The sequence below is a fragment of the Peptostreptococcus sp. genome (assembly GCF_036639115.1).
Classification (GTDB): domain Bacteria; phylum Bacillota; class Clostridia; order Peptostreptococcales; family Peptostreptococcaceae; genus Peptostreptococcus.
In genome coordinates this window covers 163,652-187,223 of record NZ_JAVWJH010000002.1, presented here as the reverse complement: position 1 = coordinate 187,223, position 23,572 = coordinate 163,652, and the positions used below count along the sequence as shown (strand labels likewise).

The window sequence follows — 23,572 nt, the reverse complement described above, 5'->3', positions numbered from 1 at the left end:
ATCAATTTAACACCATTTATATTTTTTCTAGTTTGAGATTTTGTGTTTTAGTCACTATATTATAATCTAAACTTTCTTACTATTTAAGTACATTAATCATTTATTTTTTTAGAAATTTCATTAGCAACTGTTGATGCTGCAATAAAAAATTCCTTATCTTCGTCAAATCCTCTGCCCATACTCTTAACCTTAAGGTCAAACTTATCTAAATCATCTTTTGTAGATTCGTACTCTGTAAAGAATACTTTATGTTTTTCTGCAATGCTGTTACAAAGTATTTGATCTTTTATTATTTTCAATTTTGATTCATCATAGCCAGAATTTATGACAAGATTACTTGCTTTACTTGTTATTTCACTCAAAATGGTTATTGAATGATGAGATATACCTATATGTCTTGGTCTTAAATCTGCAAAGCTAATTCTTGGTATTATATAGGATTCTCCATTTAGCTTTTCCACAGCATCTATTATCATCCCTTGATCTATACCACTAAACCCATATTTTGTACCTGTACCTGCAATACCTGGTCCCATTGCTACAATTACGCAATCTGCCTTACAAATAGCTTTTGCAGTGATAAGAGCTGTGTATATATTTACACATTCATAATCTCCGCCAAATGCATTTCCATAAGTAATAGTAGCGTCTATCAAACCTTTTTTCTTTAGGTTTTCGACATTTTTACTAAAAGCTATCGGTAATGCTGCACCATCAGTCATTATATATACCAATTTTTTTTCTGGACAATTTTTCTTAAAAGTCGCTGCAAAAGGTGGAATAATGCTATGTAGTGCTCCAACGGCTACAGGTAACCTTTCCAAACATACAAAATCATTGAATATATCATGATATTGACTATCTTGCTCTTCCACAGAATCAACCTTTATCTGCATAGGGGTATATCTCAGTTTCATTATATGCCCACCATCTGAAAGTTCAGACTCCGGATTATCAATATTTAGTATTACAAAGTGAAATCCACCCGTTCCCAAACTAAGTTCAACAGCTGTAGTATTAAGTACTAGATTATCACCTATCTTTGCTTTTCCTGTCAATTGAATATAATTATATGCTCTTTCAATATTACCATCAATTTCAACCAATAAATCTTGTATCGATTCATTCTCACTTTTGATTTTATTTACTATTCCCAATTTTTTACTAATCATGTTAATTCCTTCCAAGTTTATCAATATAGTTTAATATATGGTTATTCTCTATAAGTTTTGTTATAGAGAATTTTTCCCCTATAAGGTGTACTATCACTAAAATAGCTAACCAAAATATTTGTACCTTTAGGTCAAATGATGTAACCATAAATATACCTATAGATATCCCTAATACATTTGATCCAGCATCACCCATCATAGACATTGCCTTTAAATCATAATAGAAATATGCTATAACAGCTGGTACAATCAGCATCATTAACTCTTTTTCAAACACTGGACTAAATATAAATATTATGATAGATAATAACAGATAAACCTTAATCGCTCTACCTGGTCTTAAATCCAAAAGGTTCATAAGATTAGTAGAAAGTGCTATTACTAAAGTTCCTACTATAATATGGGAAATAGACTTTGATATTGAAACGGTTATTACCAGTCCAACTAATCCACCCAAAAGTGCTTTGAATCCTCCAGTAGTTAACTTCCCATTAAGTAAAGATTTAAAGTGACCTTTTAAACCTGTTACATCTCTATTTCCTATACTATCATCTATTATACCTGCAAAACACATTGACATTACTCCAAATAATAAGATATATACCCTAAAAAGCCTTGTCACTTCAACATTACAATACAATAATATTGCTGAGTTTATTATGAGTGCTGGTATAAAACAAATTCCCATACTTACAGGAATTTTTTCTCCTCTGTAGTTTGGCCTTATCATTCCATTTGATTTTAACATTTTAGATAAAAATGGTATTGATAACAATGTTACTGCTACTCCTACAAAAAATAACATTAAAGTCATTAAGTAAGTGTACAAAGTTATCTCCTCCATTCTAGTTTTTTCTGTTTTACTATCTTTTTAATATGTAAATACTGTTTACCTCTATGAATAAATCCACTTAGGTCCCTTCCTGTTTCATTGTGAGTCATATCAACTATATACTCTTTTATTGTGTAGTTCCACTTCAATATGTCAACTGTCATACCTACCTCTACTCCGTATCCATCAGGTATTGAATCAAACTTTTCTATTACTTCTCTTTTAAAAGCTCTTTGACCTGACAGCGTTGAGTCTAGTTTCACACCCGTTAATTCATATACAGAATCTCTAGCAAGTCTTTTAACAAATCCCATTCCACCCTTTTTCTTGGCTGGTCTAAACTTTGCTATGGCAACATCACATTTTCCATCAATTACAGGTTGTATAATCTTTACAACTTCTGATGATGTTTTTCCTATATCAGCATCCAAAAATACTATTATATTACTATCCTTATCTAGCATTTCAAGACCCTTTTCAAGAGCTTTTCCTTTTCCTTGATTAGGGTTTTGTACCCAATACTTCACCTTACTATTTTTATAATCTTCTAAAACCTTTGCCGTATCGTCTTTTGAACCGTCATCGACTACTAATATTTCATCTATTATATCGATGTCGACTATGTGATCCAAGGTGTCTTTTATTCTTCCAGCTTCATTATATGCTGGTATTATTACACTAGTAAACATCTTTTCCTCCATTATTTAGTCACTGGTATCGTAACCATATTATCATCAGTCTTTCCAAAATCACCTATTATTTTATCATTTGTCAAACATGTTATTAATGATATATGCCCCATAGATTGATCAATATTATTTATAGTAGCTACTCTTAGTTTTGATAATTCTTTAAGACTTTCCTTATTTGAAGAAGAGTTTTGAACAACTAATACTGGTTTTTCACTTTTTAAACTTTCTATTACTGGTTTTTCAAGTGTGGCTACCTTATTTTTCATCTTTGTGGCTGGATTGTTAAATACTACTATATTATTTACTGCATCAAACTGATTTGTATATTTTTCTACCTTTACATAACCCAACTCTGAAAGAACATTTAATCTTCCATTTGAATCTGATTCTTTAATAGCATCTGAAACAAGGTCTATTAACTCTGAGTCTTTAGATATATTTGTCTGTAGTTTTTCATTAATCTTTTGTGCGCTTCCCTTTTCAAATAATGATTCATTAATAACTATATCAAAAGCTACGTTTCCACCCGCATTAGCTATTACAGAATCTAAATTTTCCGAAGAATCTTTTTCACTAAAAGAAATTATTCCTACTTGCTTTCCTGTTAACTTACCTGCTGTCAATAGAGCTTCATTGGATTCGATATACTTTTTATACTTACCCATATTTTCCTTTAAAGAACTATTCTCTTCACTTAGTTGTTCGTCCTTTGTTTTTAATTCATTGAATTGCTCATCAATATCTTTTACAATTGCTTCATTTTGCTTTTGAATAGTCTCATTATTTCCAAGACTTGATCCTACTAAGATACCTATTCCCAAAGCCAAAAATATAGATCCAATTGAGACAATAAAATATTTAAAATTAATATGCATTTCATCAACCTTCCTGTTTTTAATTATTTATATATAGATGTTTGTTTGATAAACATCCTACATTCCCAACAATAGTCTCATCTTTATCTCTACAAGCTGCATAAAAGTCTGCACTTTTGGAGATAGAGATATTAGAATTAATACTGGAAAAAGTGCGGTTACAATTAAAGCCACAATATATTTTAGCTTCAATCTACTCTTGTAAAGCATACTTACTCCTCTAGCGTCTATTAGTCTTGCCCCAATTTTCAACCTTACTAAAAATGTAGATGCCATTCCTTTTCTACCTTTTTCTAAAAAGTCGATCATATTGGAGTGTGTTCCAAGAGCAACTATAAGCTTGGCATTGTATTCATATGCTGCCAGCATAGCAATATCCTCACTAGTTCCTGGAGATGCAAATATTACTGCTTCTAGACCCAAATCCTCTACTCTTTTTAAGCCTGGTGCCTTACCGTTAGTATAGGCATGTACAACAATTTCCTTCGCCGATTTAAGAGCTTCATCGGACACACTGTCCATATCTCCTACAATTACATCTGGCCTATATCCAGATTCTAAAAGCGCATCAGCCCCTCCATCAACTCCTACAAGTACAGGCTTTACTTCTTCTATATACGATATTATTGCTTGTAAGTCAGCCTTATAATTATGACCTCTTACTACTACTAAGACATGCTTTCCATCATAATTTGTCTTCATTTTAGGAATTTCTACATCTCCCAAAATCATTCCCTTTTCTTTTCTTGCATACTCTATAGTATTGTCTATAAACCTATCTAACTCAGCACCTATATTTTCATAGGCATGTTTAGTTTTTTGAGCTACTACATCTGCCGTCATTACCTCACCTTCGCCCAAAAGTTCATTGTCCCTGTATATTTTGCCTTCTTCAACGACAATTATATCCCCTTCTTCAAGAGAATCAAAAGTTTCTTCCCCAACATTATCAATTATAAGTATGTTTTCTTTAACCAATATATTAGGTCCTGCATTTGGATATCTACCACTTATAGATTCTGCAGCATTGATGACTAGCTTTATTTTAGCTTCTACCAAAGATTTTGCAGCCACTTCATCTATATCCACGTGGTTAATAACAGCTATTTCACCAGCCATTATCCTCTTTGCGAGCTTTTTTGTTTTTCTATCTTTTCTTAACTTCGCCTCTACTCGCATCTTTACCTCCTAGATTCACCATTATCAAATGGGAAATTATTTTTTTATTTCATCAGCAATATCTAACATTTCATCAGCATGTTCTATTGTTTTCTCTGTTATTCTCATGCCAGATATCAATCTTGCAATCTCATTTTTTTTTGAATCTCTGTTCAGCTTTTCAATAGATGTATAGGTTCTGTCGTTTTCTACATTCTTTTCTATGTAGAAATGTTCATCTGCAAATGAAGCAATTTGTGGTAGATGCGTAATACATATAAGCTGTTTCTCCTTGGATATTCTAGATAATTTTTCTCCAACGGTCTGTGCTGCTCTTCCACTTATTCCTGTATCTATTTCATCAAAAATCAATGAATCTATTTTATCAACGTCAGATAATATCGATTTAAATGCTAACATAAATCTAGACATTTCTCCACCAGAAGCCACCTTATATAGTGGCTTCATCTCTTCACCTAGATTAAATGATACCAAAAATTCGACATCATCATTTCCGTTTTCATTATACTCTATTTTTTTGAAATCAACCTTAAATTTTGTATTTTTCATATTCAAGCTAGATAACTCGTCTAAAAGCTCCTTTTCTAGCTCACTTGCAACCCTCTTTCTATCATCCGAAAGTACTTGTGCTTTAATTGCAAGTTCTTTTTCTTTTTTTAACAAACTTGATTGTAACTCATTGTTTTTTTCTTCTCTATTATCTATATCATCGAGATTTGCCTTTATTTTGCTACAATAGTCTAAAACATCTTCTATCGTATCTCCATACTTTCTTCTCAAGCTATTAATTACTTCTAATTTTTCTTGTACTTCATTTAGTAAGTATGGTTCGAAGTCTATATTATCAAGATAACTTCTAATGTTTCCCGAAAGATCTTCTAGTTCATAAAGTACATTGTTTGTAGATACTTCTATTTCCTCTAGAAGTTTATCATACTTTGCTACATTAGCTATAGCATTGGAAGCTTTACCTACTTGTTCTTCTGAGTTAAACTGTCCTGAATGTAGCAGTGTATAGGCTTCATTTAGTGAATTAAATATTTTTTCACTATTTGCAAATACTTCTTTTTTTAATTTTAAATCTTCATATTCCTCATTACTTAAATTTGCTACTTCAATTTCATTTATCTGAAACTTTAAGAGATCTCTCTCGCGCTGAACTTCCATCTCAGATTTATTGTCATTGAGTTTTAATATTTGCTTTTGTATATTATTATATTCTTTGTACTCTTTTTTATATTCTTCTAGTCTCTCTTTCACCTTACTCTTGCCATATAAGTCAAAAAATTCTAGGTGATTTTCTTTACTATAAAGCGCTTGATTTTGATGTTGGCCATGCATATCAACCACTAATGACATTACTTTTTTCAGGTCTGAGACTTTTATATTTTTCCCATTTATTTTCGTTGTGCTTTTGCCATCTGAGAAAAGTCTTCTTGAAACAACTACCAAATTATCTTCATCTACTTCTATATCCAAGTTTCTTAACTGTTTTATGAAATTTTCATTTTCAACAAATAGGACTGTTTCGACTTCTCCCAATTGAGATCCCCTTCTAAGAAATGTTCTATCATACTTTCCTCCTAGACAAAGATTTAGTGCTTCTAAAATTATAGACTTTCCAGATCCTGTTTCTCCAGTGAGTATATTTAAACCCTTTCCAAAGTTTACCCTTAACTCATCCACTAAGGCACAGTTTTTCATATATAATTCGTAAATCATAACTTCCCCCAAACTATTTGTCTAAAGAATGTGACTCCTCTACTAACCCGACAATTTTTTTGTAATAGTCATCATATGAATTATTATATCCATCCAATGAATTGTTATCAGCTATGTACTTTTCAAATTCGTCTATTGAAGCATCTTCTTCTAACTTATTATCTACTTTTTCCAAGTATATTAGATACTCTATATTTCCTTCAGGCCCTTTGATAGGTGAAAAGTCTAAATCTAGTACTCTAAATCCATCTTTAATCGCAATTTTAGAAATACGATCAATAACTTCAATATGTGTTGATTTTTCTCTTACAACTCCCTTTTTACCTACTTTCTCTCTACCTGCTTCAAATTGAGGTTTTATAAGCGCCACAATTCTTCCTGATTCAGCTAATATGCTCCACGCTTTTGGAAGTACCAACCTTAAAGATATAAAAGATACATCTATAGATGCAAAATTTGGTTTTTCATCCAAAATACTCTCATCCAAATACCTTATATTTTGTCTCTCAAGACAAACCACTCTTTCATCTTGTCTTAGTTTCCAAGCTAATTGTCCATATCCTACATCCACTGAATATACTTTTCTTGCCCCATTTTGGAGCATACAATCTGTAAAGCCTCCTGTAGACGCACCTATATCCATACAAACCTTATCTTTAACCGTTAAATCAAAGTTTTTAAGTGCCTTTTCAAGTTTTAATCCACCTCTGCTAACATATGGTATTAGTTTTCCCTTTACTCTTATATCAGAATCTATTTTGACAGCTGTACCTGCTTTATCAACTCTTTGATTGTCAACAAATACACTTCCTGCCATAATATGTCTTCTCGCCTGCTCTCTACTTTCAAAGTATCCCATATCTACAAGCAAAACATCAATTCTTTTTTTCATTAAAAACCCTCTATTCTCTCTTTTAATTTTTCAGATGACATCCCTATTTCATCCATTAGTTCATCTGTATTTCCATGACCTACAAATCTGTTTGGAATGCCTATTATTTCTAAATCTATATTTATATCATTTGATTTTATCAAATGCTCTATACTACTTCCATAACCACCTGTTATTACGTTATCTTCAACAGTATACACCTTGTCAATACCATCTAATAATTCTAAATACTTCTTTTCGTCCAATGGCTTTAGATATCTCGCATTTATCAGCCTAAAAGATATATTTTTATTGTCTTTTAATATCATATCTACTGCTTCCATAGATGGAATCAACATATTTCCTATTGATAGTATTGCTACCTTTTTTGTATTTTCTTTTATTCCATCATAGATAAGTTGAGGTCTACCTATATTATCAATAGTAAGCGGTAATTTTTCTATACTAGAACATTTCATAAAGCTATATCTATCTTTATCAAGATAGTACTCACTTCCTCTAGGATATCTAATCGCTAGTGGCGATAAAATGTTTTGTGAGAAAAACATCATATCGATCATTTCTCTTGTATCGCATGGTGCCATTACCGTTATATTTGGTATTGGATTTAGGTAAGATAAATCAAACTCACCATGATGTGTCTCACCATCATTGCCAACCAAACCTGCTCTATCTATTAAAAAAGTAACTGGCTTCTTGGTAATGCACACATCGTGTATCAACTGATCATAGCCTCTTTGTAAAAACGTTGAATAAACTGCAAAGTACGGTTTCATACCAGCCTTTGCCAATCCTGCTGAGAATGTAACTCCATGCTGTTCTGCAATCCCAACGTCAAAATATCTATCTGGATGGAATTTTTCATATATATTAAGTCCTGTTCCAGACGGCATGGCTGCTGTAACGGCAACTATATTACTATTTGAGTCTGCCATATCAGAAAGTGTCATTCCAACTATTGATGAAATTGATCTTTTTTCTGATTTTTTTACACCTTCTCTATAATCAAACTTACCTACCCCATGGTAGGCATCTGGTCTTTCTTCTGCAAATCTATATCCCTTGCCCTTAACAGTCTTTACATGTATAAACTTTGGACCATCAATATGCTTTGCATACTCTAATATATCAATCATTTCTTCTATATTATGGCCATCTATCGGACCAATATACTTCACACCCAGAGCATCCATAAAGCTACACTCTGATGGAGATATGCTAGATATTATTGAATCAGTCAATCTATTTGCTCTTTTTGAAAAAGCTTCACCAACAGAAGTCATATTCATTATTTTATCTATGCTATCTTTAAATGTCATAGCTTCACTGTTTTGAATAATCTTTGACATATATGCAGAAAAAGCACCCGTATTTTTATCTATAGACATTTCATTATCGTTAAATACTATAATCATGTCCTTGTCCATATATCCAAGGTTATTTAATGCTTCTATTGCCATTCCACCAGTTATAGCACCATCACCTATCACCGCCACTACATCATAATCCTCTTTCTTAATATCTCTTGCACTTGCTATTCCAAGTGCTGCAGATATGGATGTAGAGCTGTGTCCCGTATCAAAAGTGTCATGTTCACTTTCACTTTCTTTTGGAAATCCAGACAGTCCCTTATATTGTCTCAATGTAGGGAACTCTTCTTTTCTTCCTGTTATTATCTTATGAACATAAGACTGATGCCCTACATCCCACACAATCTTATCAACCGGACTATTAAATACTTTATGCAGAGCAAGAGTTATCTCTACAACGCCTAGATTAGAGGCCAAATGACCTCCAGTCTCTGCAATATTTTTAACCAAGAATTTTCTTATTTCTTTTGATAATTCTTTCAGTTGACTTGTATTCATTTTTTTTATATCTTGGGGTGAATTTACACCCTCTAATAGTTTATACATCTTTATCACCTAACTAATAAAATATTATTGCAACTACAATTCCAAGCAAAGCACCAAATAGTACTTGTTTAGGAGTATGCCCTATTAACTCCTTTAACTTTTCTTGCTGAATTGGCCTTTTACTCTGCCAAGCATCCACAAGTTGGTTTAATATTGTAGCCTGCTTACCTACTGCTTGTCTCACACCTGATGCATCATACATTATAATACATGAAATAACAGCAGCTACGGCAAAAATATCTGAATTAAATCCATGTCCCAGTCCTATCATAGTAGTCATACAGCTGACAAACGAACTATGAGAGCTAGGCATACCACCAGAAATAAATATTCTAGATAGCTCAACCCTCTTTTTTCCTGTAAACATTTTAAAGAACTGTGCAATAAAACATGAAAGTACACTTATCCATAATGTCTTGTTTGCAAAAAAATCTATGAAATAATTCATTATTTCCCCCTATAATAAATCTAATATTCTCTATTAATAATATAGTCAGATAGATTTGATAAAAATAGAGAATCTTCACTATCAAAAATATCTAACTTTTCCTTTGCTTGCGATATTAGTTTTCTAGCAATTTCCCATGATTTGTCTATACCAAAAATAGCAGGGTAAGTAGACTTCTCATTTTCTATATCGCTACCAACATGTTTTCCTAGAGTTTTTTCATCTCCAACTACATCTAATATGTCATCTACTATCTGAAATGCAAGACCTATTCTTTCCCCATATACGCTCACTGCATCTAACTTATCAGCTTCTGCACCTGCAAGCATGGCACCAGCTCTCATACTAGCAATAATCATTTTGGCAGTCTTATTCATATGTATAAAGTCTAGCTTCTCTCTATCTATATGCTCTCCTTCACTTTCTACATCTACTACCTGTCCCGCAATCATTCCATATATACCAGCGCCCTTAGATATTTCATAGCTAGCATTAAGACCTCTGTTTGGATACTTAGATACTATGCTTTCTCCAAGCATTATTTCAAAAGAATGGCTTAAAAGTGCATCTCCTGCTAATATTGACATTGCCTCTCCAAATACTTTATGATTTGTTGCTTTACCTCTCCTTAAATCATCATTATCAATGGCTGGTAAATCATCATGTATTAAAGAGTATGTATGTATCATTTCTATAGCGATACTAAATGGGATAAATGCTTCATCCTTACCACCACAAAGTCTATAAGATTCCATTAAAAGCACTGGTCTTAGTCTTTTCCCACCTGCTCTTAAGCTATAATTCATAGCTTCAAATACAGTTTTTTGATAACCAGTTTCTTTTGGCATATACTCTTCTAACTTTAAATCTATATATTTACTTTTTTCTTTTAACTCAGAGATAAAATCCATTATATATCCACCTCTATTTCTTCATTTTGATTATTAAACTTGCTTACCTTTAGTTCTGCTTTGTCTAATACTTCATTACAATATCTATATAATTTGATTCCTTCTTCATACAACGCTAGAGAATCATCCAACTTATTGTTTCCTGTTTCCAATTTTTTTAATATCTCTTCCATTCTAGACATTGCTTCTTCATATGATAAATCTTTCAAATCTATCTCATTCATAAATTAACCTCGCCTACTTCTCTATTACTTCACATTTTATAGTTCCATCATTTAACCTAAGATCTAATTTGTCTCCCATAGAAACATCTGAAATACTTGATACTAGCTTTTCACCCTTTTGTGCTACAATATATCCTCTTTCAAGTACCGAAAATGGATTCAAATTCGCCATACTGTTAGAAAATACATTTAATTTTTCCTTTTCTTGTCTCAACAAAAGTTCCATTGCTTTTTCTATTTTTTCTTGATATCTATCAAGTTCCATATATCTATCTGTAAACAAAGATCTTTCCTTATATAAGTTAAATCTATGAAAATGTGAGTCAATCTTTTGTCTTTGGTATCTAATAGTATTTACCATTGAACTTTCCATAGACCTTAGTATATTGTTTTGATGTCTTATTATATCATCTATATTAGGAGTTGCTATCTCAGCAGCTGCAGATGGAGTTGGAGCCCTCATATCCGACACAAAATCACAGATAGTAAAGTCAGTTTCATGACCTACAGCTGATATAACAGGTATTTTAGATTCAAACACAGCCCTTGCCACACTCTCTTCATTAAAGGACCAAAGTTCTTCTAATGAACCTCCACCTCTACCTATTATTATTATATCGACGTTCTTATTTTTATTAAAAAATTCTAGTCCATCCACAAGATCTTTTGCTGAACCTTGCCCTTGTACCAGAACAGGAAACAGCTTTATACTAAGCTTTGGATATCTCCTCTTAACTACATTTATAATATCCCTAATAACCGCACCTGTAGGTGACGTTATTACACCTATAGACTTGGGAAATCTTGGAATTTCTCTTTTATATTGAGAATCAAACAATCCTTCTTTTTCTAGTTTCTTTTTTAATTTGATAAATTCTCTATAAAGTTCTCCTTCGCCCTCGATCTCTATATTTCTTATATATAGTTGATATACTCCTCCTCTAACATAGGAAGATATGTAACCATCTGCAATTATTTTTTTACCGTCCTCTAATTCCAGATTTTTATCAAAACTATTTCTATGAATCATACAGTTTATCTTTGAATTGTCATCTTTTAAAGATAAATATACGTTTCCTGAAGAGTGAAGTTTAAAATTAGATATTTCCCCACGTACTTTGATATTACTTAAAATTGGATCATCATTTAAAATCCTTTTTATATATTCATTTGCCTCTGTAACATCTAGTGCTCTAATTCTCATTTAATCACCACCAAACTGCATAATTTCCTAAGATATATTATACCATATTTAGACACTTAGTTTCATAATTTTTATAAAAAAGAGTTGCTGCAAACGCAACAACTCTTTAAAATATATACTTCTTTTTTAGTTTTTCTAAAAGAATATTGCATACTTCCAGTATATCACAATATGCTTAATAAAGTTTTCTGCTATATTAGGATCTATAATATTTCTCAAATATCAAAAATCCATCGAAATACATAAATGTGTACTATAAAATATTTATGCTTTTTCTACCTTTATACCAGTTTCATGATCATTAAGATTTTGTATTTCTAGGCTTTCATCGTCAACTTTATTTATAGATAACGAAAGTGTTTCATTCTTTATGTACTCATCAAATGTTTCCACTGCTCTTTGAATATCAGCGTCACCATTGTAGTAAACATTTATATTATCTAAAACTTCAAAACCACTAGCTTTTCTCATCTGTTGAACCTTAGATATAAATTCTCTAGCAAGTCCCTCATTGATTAGCTCATCAGTAAGAACTGTTTCTAATATTACAAATAGATTATTTTCCATTGCAACATTAAATCCTGGCTTAGATTCTATATTTACTAATATTTCTTCTTTACCAAATTCAAATTCTTCACCATCTAGATCAACCTTTACCTTTTCGCCAGACTCAGTCTTTGCTACCACTTCATGGGAATCCAGTGTTGAAAGTAACTTACCAAATTTATTGACATTTTTGCCTAAAACTGGTCCTAATACCTTGAAGTTTGGCTTCAATGTAAAGTTCATAAATTCACTTAAATCTTTAACAAATTTTACTTCCTTTACATTTAGCTCTTCTTTTATAAGGCCGACAAGATCAGATATTATACTCTCATATTTACCATCTATAAGTACCTCTGATATAGGCTGTCTTACTTTTATTTTTGAGCTTTCTCTAGCAGCTCTACCAAGAGTTACAAGGTTCTTTGTAAGGTCCATTTTTTCTTCTAGACGTTCATCTATTAATCTCTCATCATATCTTGGGTAATCTGCACAGTGAACTGAATATTCTCCAGTTAACTTTCTGTACATTTCCTCTGACAGGTAAGGAGCAAACGGAGCTATCATCTTACAATACTCAGTTAATATTTCATAAGTAGTATTATATACCGCCATCTTATCTTCTGTTAATTCAGTTCCCCAGAATCTTCTTCTGCTTCTTCTTATATACCAGTTAGATAAGTCATCATTTAAAAATTCAGTCAATCTTCTTATTGACTTGTTTACTTCAAATATTTCAAGATTTTCTTCTATTTCCTTCTTCAAGTTATTAAACTTAGAAAGAATCCATCTATCTAGTTCTGGTCTTTCCTTGTAATCCACAAAGAAATCTTTTGGATTTAAATTATCTGTGTTGGCATATAAAGTAAAGAAGTTATAAGTATTCTTTAAAGTTCCTATAAACTTAGAGATTATCTCTTTCAATCCTTCTTCATCAAACTTTATTGGTGTCCAAGGTGGTGATACGTATAGTAAGTACCATCTTAAGGCATCTGCTCCATATTTATCAAACATTTCAAATGGATTTATTGTATTACCCTTAGATTTTGACATCTTCTTTCCATTTTTATCTAGCACAAGATCAGTTACCAATACATTTTTGTAAGGTGCTTTTCCTGTTACAAATGTTGATATAGCTAGCAATGAGTAGAACCATCCTCTAGTTTGATCTATACCTTCACATATATAGTCAGCTGGGAATAACTGATCAAAGTTTTCCTTATTTTCAAACGGGTAATGCCATTGTGCAAAAGGCATTGATCCAGAGTCAAACCAACAGTCTATTACCTCTGTTACTCTAGTCATTGGCTTCCCACAATCTGGGCACTTTAGGTGTATATCATCTACGTACGGTCTATGTAGATCTATTGTTTCTGGGTTTACATCTTCTATTGCTCTGTCAACCAATTCTTGTCTAGATCCAACTGTGCTCTTAGTTCCACATTCACACTTCCATACAGGCAATGGAGTTCCCCAGTATCTTGTTCTAGATATCGCCCAGTCTTTTAGTTCTTCTAGCCAATTTCCAAATCTTCCCTGACCTACAAACTCTGGGTACCAATTTACTCCGTTATTATTTTCTATTAATTGATCTTTTAGTTTTGTCATCTCTATATACCAGCCTGGCTTTGCATAGTATACCAATGGAGTAGAACATCTCCAGCAATGTGGATAGTTATGAACCATTTTTTCCTTTGAGAATAACTTATTTTCTTTAGCAAGCCATTTGATTATTTCTACATCTAGGCCTTCTTCCATTACAAATTTTCCTTGCCATGGTGTAGCTGTAAACTTTCCTTCATCATCTACTGGTTGTACAAATGGAAGTGAATATTTTCTTCCCATTGCATAGTCATCTTCACCAAATGCTGGTGCTGAGTGAACTATACCAGTACCATCAGTCACTGTTACATAATCACCACAAGTGATAAAGAAAGCTTTCTTATCAACATCTACAAATGGCATTAGTTGTTCGTACTCTTGATATTCAAGATCTTTACCCTTCATAGTTTCTAAGACTTCATATTCACCTTGACCTAGGTGTTTGTCAGCCAAAGCCTTAGCTAGATAATATACTTCCTCTCCCTTTCTAACCTTAACATAATCTATTTCAGGATTAACAGTTAACGCAACATTTGAAGGTAGTGTCCAAGGAGTAGTTGTCCATGCTAAAAAATACTCATTTTCAGTATTTTTCTTTTTAAATTTAGCTACAAGAGTATTTGTCTTTACTTCTTTATATCCCTGAGCTACTTCATGTGAAGCCAGTCCAGTACCACATCTAGGGCAATATGGAAGTATCTTATGTCCCTCATATAGCATATTTTCTTCATTAAATTTATCTAATATCCACCATAGAGTTTCTATGTAGTCATTGTCTAATGTTATATATGGATCATCCAAATCTACTGAGTAAGCCATTCTTTCAGTCATTTGTCTCCATTCTTTCTCATATGAAAATACAGACTCTCTACACTTGTCACAAAATTCTGCTATACCATATTCCTCTATAGCCTTTTTGTCTGATAGTCCAAGCTGCTTTTCAACCTGTAATTCTACAGGTAGTCCATGTGTATCCCAACCTGCTTTTCTTGGCACCTTGTAGCCACTCATTGTTTTGTATCTACAGACCCAATCCTTTAATGTTCTAGATATAACATGATGTATTCCAGGATTACCATTTGCTGTTGGTGGTCCTTCATAAAATACGAAAGTAGGATCATTTTTTCCTTTTTCAAGAACTTTTTCAAGAATATTATCTTCTCTCCAAGTTTTTAAAGTTTGTTCTTCAGCTTGAGATATACTTCCATCATAAAGCTTATCGAATACTAATTCTTTTCCCATATTTTTATCTCCTTTTCTAAAATTTATATATTAAATAAGATGATTTCTTGATATATTTTTACAAATAAAAAAACCCGTCACCTTGCAATGCAAGGGACGAGCTAAAATCGCGTTACCACCCTAATTCTCAAATACAGATAAAGCTTGTACCTGAACTCTCAAAGGTCTATATCGAAACCACCCGGTTAGCTTAATTGTCAGATTGACTTTCAGCCTTCTGCTCAGAAGTGATCTTCACATATATAATCCTTTATCGGCTCACACCAAACCCGACTCGCTAAAAAGTATATATACACTACTCTCTTCGTCATAGCTTTTATAAATCTATTTTTATTGATTATATGTCAAAAAAAACAAATCGTCAATAGTTTTTAAAAACCTTTTTCAAATTTATTGAAAATACTATACTTTTTATAAGGTATTTAATCTGAAATTGGTCTAAAACACTACTTTATTTTAAATATATCTTCAGGAGAACCCGACTCATCTTCTGGCTTAGTTTCTTGTATATCTTCAACTGTCTGAATACCGATGTTATTTTCTTCTTCTTCCTGAACATCTTCTAGAACTGACATTCTCATAGTACCTGTTCCTTCAAAAGTTGTTGGTGAATTCACTTGATTAAAGCCATCATTTTCATTTGTTATATCACTAAAGATATCATCAACATTTTCCATTTCATCTTCTAGTAAAGATTTAAATTTATTTCTAAATACCTTAAATTCTTTTATAAGAGATTCATATTCATTTCTTATTTCTACTACCTTATTGTTTGCACTGTCAATTATTTGCTTTGACTGAAGCTCAGCTTCTTGAACTATTATTCTTGCCTTTTTATTAGCAGCACTTGTCGTGTCTTCTGCAGCACTTTGGGCTGTAATCAAAGTTTCCTTCAATGTTTCTTCTATGCTAGAATACTTACTTACTTGTTCTTGATACATAAGTAACTTTTCTTTTACGGCTTCATTTTCCTTTACAATAACTTCATAGTCATCTTTTAACTGATCTAGAAATACATCTACTTCTTCTTCACTATATCCTCTAAATCCCTTTTTAAATTCCTTATTGCTTATTTCTTCTGGTGTAATCATTTATCTCACTTCCTATACGAATATTTTTGTTTTTATTTTGATTTTGCCTTTTCTTGTAGTATCTCCTACTTCACTCAAAATAAACTTTCCTTTTTTTCTGACTGAGATTACCGACTCTCCATCGACTAAACTTGAATGTTTGTTGATTTTCTCATAATTTACTGAAACAAATCCTACATCTATTAGCTTTGTCGCCTCTTGCCTAGACAGCTTAAAAACTGCAGATATAATATTGTCTAATCTAAGAGAAGATACAGTTAGTGATCTCTCATCAAAAGCTTGACTTGATCTTATTATATCACTTCTGTCTATTTTTTTTAGATTTACTCTATTATTTGCAACTTTATCTAAATTATATACTATATAATCTGATATTTCACTTTCTACTATTACCTGACAGTAATCTTCATGCACTAGTATATCTCCAATTTTTTCTCTTTTTATACCTAGACCCAATATAGAACCTAGATAATCTCGATGTGAAACAGATGAAAATTTAAAATTTCCATCAATCTGTAAAAAACTAATCTCAACATCAGAATCTTCCACTTCTTGGTAATATGGAAAAATTGATAATACAGATCTTTCTGCACCATCATATCCACCATCAACCCTACAAGCTAGATCTTGTTGAGAGTTAACTATTGCGACCGCGTTTTTAATTTCAAATGGATTTAAAAACTCTGTCTGTCGATACTCATAGTTTTTAAGCACTAAATTACAGATATCAACAATTCTATACATCTTAATTCTTAAATCATCATCTTTAATGTGATTTGTAAGCTTTAATTTATCCATAATTCACCTATAAAAATTTCGATATAAGGTTTCCTATTATCATAAGAACTATAATCGCTATCATAGGGGTAAAATCGAGTGGTCCCGACATATATTTTCCAAAAATCTTTCTTATAGGAGCCTCTACAGGTTCTGTAAATTGGTCCAACATAGTGTATAACTTACTACTCTGTGCTCCAGGAAACCAAGAAAGTATAGCTTTTGCGATAATCACCCAAACTATAATATTTATCAGATACTGCAGTGCAACTTTCACCATTCCCATATTCTTATCCTCGCTTTAAATTATCTACTTTGCCAAGGAAAAATAGCTTTACTTTCAAGTTCTTTCTTTATACTAGCATCGACATCAACATTTTTCGGTGCAAGAATAAATATAGATTTTGAAACTCTCTGTATGCTACCATCCAATACGTATACAGCTCCATTCATAAAGTCAAATATAGACTTTTTAGTATTTTGCTGTGTCATATTTTCAAGATTTACTATTACAGTTTTTCTAAGTTTTAGATGGTCAGCTATTGTAGCTGCGTCATCATATACCTTTGGCTCAACGATTACAACCTTCATCTGATTGTGAGCCTGATAATCTGCTACTCTACTTGCAGCTATACCAGCTGCATATGATGATGATGACGATGTAGGTGTAGTATCTGCATCTTCTTCATACTCTTCAAAGTTGTCATCATATTCTTCAAAGCTATCTTCATATTCATCTTCATATGAATCGTATTCTTCATCAGAGTTTTCATCGTCTGTTATCATCCAGTCTTTTAATTTTCCCATTTTATCTTTAAAACCTGCCATAATTTACCTCCTAGCAATGTCTGTATATTTTATTTGTTATAACTTCTCTTTCCAAAAATGGATGTACCTATTCTGACAATCGTTGCTCCTTCTTCAATAGCTATATCAAAATCTTGACTCATTCCCATTGAAAGATCCTTCATTTCGACATTTGGAAGCTTTAATTTCGAAATATCTTCTGATAATTTCTTTAGACCTCTGAATACTGATCTTACTTCTTCTTTCTCAGCATCAAATGGTGCCATTGTCATCAATCCCGTAATTTTAATTCTATCATATTCTGCAGAACAATTTCTAATGAAGTTCTCTACATCTTCTCTATATATACCATGTTTTGACTCTTCTTTTGAAATATTCACTTGTACCAAACACTTTACAGTAACATCATGTTGCTCTGCTCTTTTTTGAATTTCTTTTGCAAGACTCATCCTATCTAAAGAATGTATGAGCTCAACTTTATCTATGATGTATTTTACTTTATTGGTCTGTAGGGAACCTATTTGATGCCACTTTACTCTATCTCCAATAACTTCATATTTTCTACTTAGTTCTTGGGGCTTATTTTCTCCAACATCGGTGATTCCATACTTAATTGCCTCTTCTACCATGTCTGTATCAACAGTTTTGGTAACTCCAAGCAATAATATTTCTTCAAAATCTCTGCCACATTCTTGGGCTACATCCTCTATGTTATGTCTTACCTTATCTAAATTTTTATCAATACTCATCATTAATACACCTACTTTCATAGTATTATTTTTTTTAAAATCATGATGAAAATAATTAAATCTCAATAAGCATAATACCACATATGTATTATTATATCAAAAACTTATAAGATTGTATGTATTATTTTAAAATTTATGCATTATAATTTAAATATAGATTCATTTTCATGTTTTTTTGATCTTGTCATGAGCTCCATAACACCCTCTTCTGGATCAAGATCTGTGGTAATAACTCTATATATACATTCAGTAATCGGCATTTCAATATTCATTTTTTCTGCCATTTCATATACTGCTACAGTAGCTGTTATTCCTTCAACTACCATCTCTATTTCTTTTTTCGTTTCTTCAATAGAATGACCCTTGCCCACTAGTATACCTGCTCTTCTATTTCTCGAATGCATACTGGTACAAGTTACTATAAGATCTCCTATTCCTGATAATCCTGAAAAAGTAGACAGCTCTGCACCCATTGCTACTCCAAACTTACTAATTTCAGTCAAGCCTCTCGTCATAAGAGCTGCCTTAGAGTTATCACCATAGTTTAGACCATCCAATATTCCTGCTCCGAAAGCTATGATATTCTTAGTAGCACCGCCCAGTTCCACACCTACTAGATCATGATTTGTATATACTCTAAAGTATTTATTCATAAAATAATCTTGTATAATTTGTGATGTTTCTATACATTCTGAAGCGGCAACTACTGCTGTGGGAATATTTCTAGAGACTTCTTCAGCATGAGAAGGCCCTGATAGCATACAATATTTATTATTAGGAAGTTCTTTCAAGCATATCTGGGAAATTCTTTTTCCTGTCTTATTCTCAATTCCCTTTGCTACATTGACTATTATCTGCTCATCTGAAGCAAAACTCTTTATCTTTTGGCAAACTCCCCTTACTTGTTGTGATGGAACTGCAAGAACAATAACCTTGGCCCCTTCAATAGCTGACTTTAAATCAGCAGTGGCTTTCAACTTTTCATCTAGTACAATTCCATCTAAATATTTCTTATTTGTGTGACAGTTATTTATTTCATCACATTGCTCCTGTCTTCTTGCCCAAAGTATTACTTCATTTCCGTTATCATTTAATACTTTCGCTAAAGCAGTAGCCCAGCTACCAGCTCCTAATACACATACCTTATTCATCTATATATAACCCCTTTCAAATCTGACTTTCTTTGCCCAAATTATGTTTGGTTATTTTTTCTTTAAATCCAGTCTACTTTCTTTGCCCTTTAGCAATCTTTTGATATTTTCTCTATGCTTATAAATAACTGATATAGAAAGCAATAAGCATACCCATACACCACCTAAATCGCCTCTCATATACATAAGTATTGGGAACAGACATACTCCCAGTATTGAACCTACTGAAACATATCTAGTTACCAAGACCAATACTATGAAAAATAGCATGCTCGCTAATGTAGGTAAGGGTGCTATAGCTAGTAGAGCTCCATATGTAGTGGCAACTCCTTTTCCACCCTTAAACTTAAGTAGGACTGGCCAATTATGACCAGCTACAACTGCTAAAGTTGCAATATATTTGGCAAGATCTACATCTAGATTCGCTTTTCTAGCTATAAACATAGCAATTAAGACTGCAATTGTTCCCTTGAAATAATCTCCAAGAAAAGTGGCAAAACCTGCCTTAAAACCAAATGTTCTAAGAGCATTAGTTGTACCAGCATTTTTGGAACCTTGCATTCTTATATCCTTGCCAAATATTGCCTTGCTAATTATATATGAACTAGAGATATTTCCTATTAAGTAGGATAATACTATAATTAAAACATATAATAAAAGCACATTACTTCCCCCCTGTTATCTTCTTTTTTGCTTGTACTCTATCTTTATAGATGTACCTTCGAATCCAAAATTTTCTCTTAATCTGTTTTCTAAGTATCTTGTATAAGAAAAATGAGTAAGCTTTTTGTCATTAATAAACAATGTGAAAGTAGGAGGTTTAGTTCCTGTCTGTGTTCCATAATATATCTTTAGTCTTCTACCCTTATCTGAAGGTGGTTGGTTTAACATAACCGCTTCACCTAATACTTCATTTAAAACTGATGTTGTTACAGTTCTATTTTGTTCATAAGAAACATCCATAACTGTTTGTAATATCTTATTAATTCTTTGGTTTGTTACTGCAGATACAAATAGTATTGGTGCATAATTCATGAATGGGAATTTCATTTTAATTTTATTTCTAAAGTTAATCATAGTTTTATTATCTTTTTCAATCAAGTCCCATTTATTAACTACAAATATACATCCCTTACCCTCGTCATGTGCTAGTCCTGCAACCTTTGTATCCTGCTCTGTAACTCCTTCAGTCGCATCTATTACTATAAGCACTACATCTGCTCTATCAACAGCTGTCATAGCTCTTAAAACTGAGAATTTTTCTACTCTCTCATATACTTTACTACGTCTTCTTATACCTGCTGTATCTATTAAAAGGAATTTATTGTTATCTCTTTCTACATATGTATCAATAGCGTCTCTAGTGGTACCTGCTATTGGAGAAACTATAACTCTTTCTTCACCCAATATGTTGTTTAGTATCGAGCTTTTTCCAGCATTTGGCTTACCTGTTATAGCCACTCTAACAATACTTTCATCATACTCTGTATCTAATCCATCTGGGAAATTTTCTACTACATCATCTAGCAAATCACCCAATCCGATACTGTTTGCACCAGATACTGGAACTGGAGTACCTAGACCCAACTCATAAAAATCATACATTAAATCTTCCTGACTCTTAGAATCTATCTTATTTACTACCAATATTACAGGTTTTTTTGTCTTTCTTAGTATTTCAGCAACTTCTCTATCTGCTGCAGTAAGGCCACCTTTACCGTCAACGATAAATAGTATTACATGTGCCATATCTATTGCAAGCATTGCCTGATCTCTCATTTGGGATACTATGATATCATCTGAATCTGGCTCTATACCACCTGTATCTATTATTGTAAAATACTTATTTAGCCATTCAACTTCTCCGAAAATTCTATCTCTAGTTACTCCAGGAGTATCTTCAACTATAGATATTTTCTTTCCTGTTAATTTATTAAAAATTGTTGATTTTCCAACATTTGGTCTTCCTACCACTGCTACTATTGGTCTATTTTCATTACTCAATATATCACTTCCTGTCTTAAATTGTTATTTCATTTGTTTTTATTTTTAGGCTTATTTTATTTGTCAATCAACTTATAATTATACATTATTTGGGCTCAAATATATAGTGTCATTATTTTTATTATGGTTTTTTGGAAGTGTTATCTTAAATGAAGATCCTTCTCCCAGTTTAGACTCTAAAGATATATCACCATTTAATGAAATCAATATGTGCTTTACAATAGCAAGTCCAAGTCCTGTACCATCTATATCTTTATTTCTAGACTTACTTACTCTGTAAAATCTCTCAAATATTCTATCTTTTTCATCTTCACTTATGCCTATACCATTATCTTGAACAGTCACGTAATAATTATTTTGATCTTCTTCATATACAACTTTCACATAACCACCTGGATTGTTGTATTTGATACCATTTGTCATTAGGTTAATTATCAACTCTTTAAAGTATTGTTTTTGAGTCAATATCATGAATTTTCCTTCATCATTTTTATTCAGTTTGTATTCTACATCTAGATGAATTTCTTGACTTTTAGCTTTATCCGCTAGCATATTAAAGATTCTTTCATTTACTTTTTCAAGATCAACCCATTCGTTATTTAATTCTTCATCGCCTTCAATTGATGATAGTAATAAAATATCATTTATCAAAATCCTCAGTCTGTATGATTCGTTTTCTATAATCTCCAAGAATCTTTTTCTCATCTCTGGACTGATGGTATCATCATTTGTTTTGAGAGTCTCTACAAACCCTTGTATAGACGTAAGAGGAGTTTTGAGTTCATGACTAACATTGGCTGCAAAATCACTTCTCATATTCTCTAGCTTTATTCTTTCAGTAATATCTTCTATGTTTACCACAGATGCTATTAATATTTCTTTGCGGCTTTCCATACTCAAAGGATCTACCTTTACATTGTATATCTTTCCACCTTCCAATTTTATTTCTTTACTTATGCTTGTATCTCTATTTATGTTATATTGTATAAATTCCAGTATTTTCTTATCGCTAATTACATCATATATAGACTCCAATTCTATAGATTTTTCTATAGGACAGCCTAGATATTCTTTTGCCTTGTCATTTATAAGGAAAACTCTATCAGATACGTCGATTACCAAAATTCCATTTGATACTGATTTTAGTATAGAATTTAATTGAATATTTTTACCTTCTACTTGCTCAAAAGATCTTTCCAACATATCTATCATATCATTATAATCCCCCGCAAAAGTATTGAATTCTGCATGTTTAGATATATTTAACTTTGCATCAAAATCCATATTTTTAACTTTTTTTGATGAATTAATCACATCATGCATAAAATCTCTTAAATTTCTTATTTCCTTATACAAAAGAAGACTCACTATCCACGATATTATCATAACAAGTGCTATAATATGATTTATTTTGTACATACTTATTGTTTCCAATTATTTAACCCACTTTCATCAGAACGCTTGCTTTTTAAAAATATCCTCTAATAAAAAATACGTAGCTCAATTTATAACTATGTTTATACTCATGATTCACTATCT

22 protein-coding genes and 1 other annotated feature are annotated in these 23,572 nt (G+C 32.0%); all 22 genes read right to left on the bottom strand.

Annotated elements, in window-relative coordinates; all coding sequences use genetic code 11:
* Positions 1-92 precede the first annotated feature (92 nt).
* The 22 genes from RR561_RS03130 to RR561_RS03025 all read right to left on the bottom strand — a co-directional run bounded on the left by RR561_RS03130 (position 93) and on the right by RR561_RS03025 (position 23,452).
* The gene (locus tag RR561_RS03130; protein WP_332505974.1) at positions 93-1,172 is read right to left on the bottom strand and encodes a DUF3866 family protein; all 1,080 of its coding nucleotides are present in this window, start codon (positions 1,170-1,172) and stop codon (positions 93-95) included.
* 1 nt (position 1,173) lies between these two features.
* Complete coding sequence (locus RR561_RS03125) at positions 1,174-2,001, bottom strand: hypothetical protein (protein ID WP_332505973.1); 828 nt, start codon at positions 1,999-2,001, stop codon at positions 1,174-1,176.
* Positions 2,002-2,003: 2 nt separating this feature from the next.
* Positions 2,004-2,693, bottom strand: a complete 690-nt coding sequence (locus RR561_RS03120) for a glycosyltransferase family 2 protein (RefSeq protein WP_332505972.1) — start codon at positions 2,691-2,693, stop codon at positions 2,004-2,006.
* An 11-nt stretch (positions 2,694-2,704) separates the two neighbouring features.
* Positions 2,705-3,571, bottom strand: coding sequence for a copper transporter (locus tag RR561_RS03115; RefSeq protein WP_332505971.1), 867 nt, complete (start codon positions 3,569-3,571; stop codon positions 2,705-2,707).
* Between the two features lie 57 nt (positions 3,572-3,628).
* Positions 3,629-4,750, bottom strand: coding sequence for a putative cytokinetic ring protein SteA (gene steA, locus RR561_RS03110; protein ID WP_332505970.1), 1,122 nt, complete (start codon positions 4,748-4,750; stop codon positions 3,629-3,631).
* A gap of 36 nt (positions 4,751-4,786) precedes the next feature.
* Positions 4,787-6,472 carry a DNA repair protein RecN gene (gene recN, locus RR561_RS03105; RefSeq protein WP_332505969.1) on the bottom strand — a complete coding sequence of 562 codons (1,686 nt, stop codon included), beginning with the start codon at positions 6,470-6,472 and terminating at the stop codon, positions 4,787-4,789.
* Between the two features lie 13 nt (positions 6,473-6,485).
* Positions 6,486-7,364 carry a TlyA family RNA methyltransferase gene (locus RR561_RS03100; protein WP_332505968.1) on the bottom strand — a complete coding sequence of 293 codons (879 nt, stop codon included), beginning with the start codon at positions 7,362-7,364 and terminating at the stop codon, positions 6,486-6,488.
* Entirely contained in the window at positions 7,364-9,280 is a 1,917-nt protein-coding gene (dxs, locus tag RR561_RS03095; RefSeq protein ID WP_332505967.1) for a 1-deoxy-D-xylulose-5-phosphate synthase, read from the bottom strand. The genes RR561_RS03100 and dxs overlap by 1 nt, the downstream gene beginning before the upstream one ends.
* A 13-nt stretch (positions 9,281-9,293) precedes the next feature.
* Positions 9,294-9,728 carry a divergent PAP2 family protein gene (locus RR561_RS03090; protein ID WP_332505966.1) on the bottom strand — a complete coding sequence of 145 codons (435 nt, stop codon included), beginning with the start codon at positions 9,726-9,728 and terminating at the stop codon, positions 9,294-9,296.
* Positions 9,729-9,748: 20 nt separating this feature from the next.
* Positions 9,749-10,639, bottom strand: a complete 891-nt coding sequence (locus tag RR561_RS03085; protein ID WP_332505965.1) for a polyprenyl synthetase family protein — start codon at positions 10,637-10,639, stop codon at positions 9,749-9,751.
* On the bottom strand, positions 10,639-10,863 hold the full coding sequence (gene xseB, locus RR561_RS03080) for an exodeoxyribonuclease VII small subunit (protein ID WP_332505964.1): 225 nt from the start codon (positions 10,861-10,863) through the stop codon (positions 10,639-10,641). The genes RR561_RS03085 and xseB overlap by 1 nt, the downstream gene beginning before the upstream one ends.
* A 13-nt stretch (positions 10,864-10,876) precedes the next feature.
* Positions 10,877-12,067, bottom strand: coding sequence for an exodeoxyribonuclease VII large subunit (gene xseA / locus RR561_RS03075; protein WP_332505963.1), 1,191 nt, complete (start codon positions 12,065-12,067; stop codon positions 10,877-10,879).
* 264 nt (positions 12,068-12,331) lie between these two features.
* A complete protein-coding gene (gene ileS / locus RR561_RS03070) occupies positions 12,332-15,454 on the bottom strand; it encodes an isoleucine--tRNA ligase (RefSeq protein WP_332505962.1) in 3,123 nt (1,040 codons plus the stop codon).
* 89 nt (positions 15,455-15,543) lie between these two features.
* Positions 15,544-15,774 (bottom strand) — a binding site (T-box leader).
* A 126-nt stretch (positions 15,775-15,900) separates the two neighbouring features.
* Positions 15,901-16,545, bottom strand: coding sequence for a DivIVA domain-containing protein (locus RR561_RS03065; RefSeq protein WP_332505961.1), 645 nt, complete (start codon positions 16,543-16,545; stop codon positions 15,901-15,903).
* A gap of 12 nt (positions 16,546-16,557) precedes the next feature.
* Positions 16,558-17,343, bottom strand: coding sequence for a YlmH family RNA-binding protein (locus RR561_RS03060; protein WP_332505960.1), 786 nt, complete (start codon positions 17,341-17,343; stop codon positions 16,558-16,560).
* Positions 17,344-17,350: 7 nt separating this feature from the next.
* Positions 17,351-17,608, bottom strand: coding sequence for a YggT family protein (locus RR561_RS03055; protein ID WP_332505959.1), 258 nt, complete (start codon positions 17,606-17,608; stop codon positions 17,351-17,353).
* 20 nt (positions 17,609-17,628) lie between these two features.
* A complete protein-coding gene (locus tag RR561_RS03050) occupies positions 17,629-18,150 on the bottom strand; it encodes a cell division protein SepF (RefSeq protein ID WP_332505958.1) in 522 nt (173 codons plus the stop codon).
* Positions 18,151-18,179: 29 nt separating this feature from the next.
* The gene (locus tag RR561_RS03045; RefSeq protein WP_334309579.1) at positions 18,180-18,881 is read right to left on the bottom strand and encodes a YggS family pyridoxal phosphate-dependent enzyme; all 702 of its coding nucleotides are present in this window, start codon (positions 18,879-18,881) and stop codon (positions 18,180-18,182) included.
* A gap of 137 nt (positions 18,882-19,018) precedes the next feature.
* Entirely contained in the window at positions 19,019-20,029 is a 1,011-nt protein-coding gene (locus RR561_RS03040; RefSeq protein ID WP_332505956.1) for an NAD(P)H-dependent glycerol-3-phosphate dehydrogenase, read from the bottom strand.
* A gap of 51 nt (positions 20,030-20,080) precedes the next feature.
* Complete coding sequence (plsY, locus tag RR561_RS03035; protein WP_332505955.1) at positions 20,081-20,692, bottom strand: glycerol-3-phosphate 1-O-acyltransferase PlsY; 612 nt, start codon at positions 20,690-20,692, stop codon at positions 20,081-20,083.
* Positions 20,693-20,707: 15 nt separating this feature from the next.
* A complete protein-coding gene (gene der / locus RR561_RS03030; RefSeq protein WP_332505954.1) occupies positions 20,708-22,033 on the bottom strand; it encodes a ribosome biogenesis GTPase Der in 1,326 nt (441 codons plus the stop codon).
* Positions 22,034-22,111: 78 nt separating this feature from the next.
* The gene (locus RR561_RS03025; protein ID WP_332505953.1) at positions 22,112-23,452 is read right to left on the bottom strand and encodes an ATP-binding protein; all 1,341 of its coding nucleotides are present in this window, start codon (positions 23,450-23,452) and stop codon (positions 22,112-22,114) included.
* Positions 23,453-23,572: the final 120 nt, after the last annotated feature.

Excerpts from the sequence above, each read along its gene's own strand:
- RR561_RS03130 (WP_332505974.1), bottom strand. The coding sequence starts at position 1,172 with ATGATTAGTAAAAAATTGGGAATAGTAAATAAAATCAAAAGTGAGAAT.
- RR561_RS03120 (WP_332505972.1), bottom strand. The coding sequence starts at position 2,693 with ATGTTTACTAGTGTAATAATACCAGCATATAATGAAGCTGGAAGAATA.
- RR561_RS03115 (WP_332505971.1), bottom strand. The coding sequence starts at position 3,571 with ATGCATATTAATTTTAAATATTTTATTGTCTCAATTGGATCTATATTT.
- steA (WP_332505970.1), bottom strand. The coding sequence starts at position 4,750 with ATGCGAGTAGAGGCGAAGTTAAGAAAAGATAGAAAAACAAAAAAGCTC.
- recN (WP_332505969.1), bottom strand. The coding sequence starts at position 6,472 with ATGATTTACGAATTATATATGAAAAACTGTGCCTTAGTGGATGAGTTA.
- RR561_RS03100 (WP_332505968.1), bottom strand. The coding sequence starts at position 7,364 with ATGAAAAAAAGAATTGATGTTTTGCTTGTAGATATGGGATACTTTGAA.
- dxs (WP_332505967.1), bottom strand. The coding sequence starts at position 9,280 with ATGTATAAACTATTAGAGGGTGTAAATTCACCCCAAGATATAAAAAAA.
- RR561_RS03090 (WP_332505966.1), bottom strand. The coding sequence starts at position 9,728 with ATGAATTATTTCATAGATTTTTTTGCAAACAAGACATTATGGATAAGT.
- RR561_RS03085 (WP_332505965.1), bottom strand. The coding sequence starts at position 10,639 with ATGGATTTTATCTCTGAGTTAAAAGAAAAAAGTAAATATATAGATTTA.
- xseB (WP_332505964.1), bottom strand. The coding sequence starts at position 10,863 with ATGAATGAGATAGATTTGAAAGATTTATCATATGAAGAAGCAATGTCT.
- xseA (WP_332505963.1), bottom strand. The coding sequence starts at position 12,067 with ATGAGAATTAGAGCACTAGATGTTACAGAGGCAAATGAATATATAAAA.
- ileS (WP_332505962.1), bottom strand. The coding sequence starts at position 15,454 with ATGGGAAAAGAATTAGTATTCGATAAGCTTTATGATGGAAGTATATCT.
- RR561_RS03065 (WP_332505961.1), bottom strand. The coding sequence starts at position 16,545 with ATGATTACACCAGAAGAAATAAGCAATAAGGAATTTAAAAAGGGATTT.
- RR561_RS03060 (WP_332505960.1), bottom strand. The coding sequence starts at position 17,343 with ATGGATAAATTAAAGCTTACAAATCACATTAAAGATGATGATTTAAGA.
- RR561_RS03055 (WP_332505959.1), bottom strand. The coding sequence starts at position 17,608 with ATGGGAATGGTGAAAGTTGCACTGCAGTATCTGATAAATATTATAGTT.
- RR561_RS03050 (WP_332505958.1), bottom strand. The coding sequence starts at position 18,150 with ATGGCAGGTTTTAAAGATAAAATGGGAAAATTAAAAGACTGGATGATA.
- RR561_RS03045 (WP_334309579.1), bottom strand. The coding sequence starts at position 18,881 with ATGATGAGTATTGATAAAAATTTAGATAAGGTAAGACATAACATAGAG.
- RR561_RS03040 (WP_332505956.1), bottom strand. The coding sequence starts at position 20,029 with ATGAATAAGGTATGTGTATTAGGAGCTGGTAGCTGGGCTACTGCTTTA.
- RR561_RS03025 (WP_332505953.1), bottom strand. The coding sequence starts at position 23,452 with ATGTACAAAATAAATCATATTATAGCACTTGTTATGATAATATCGTGG.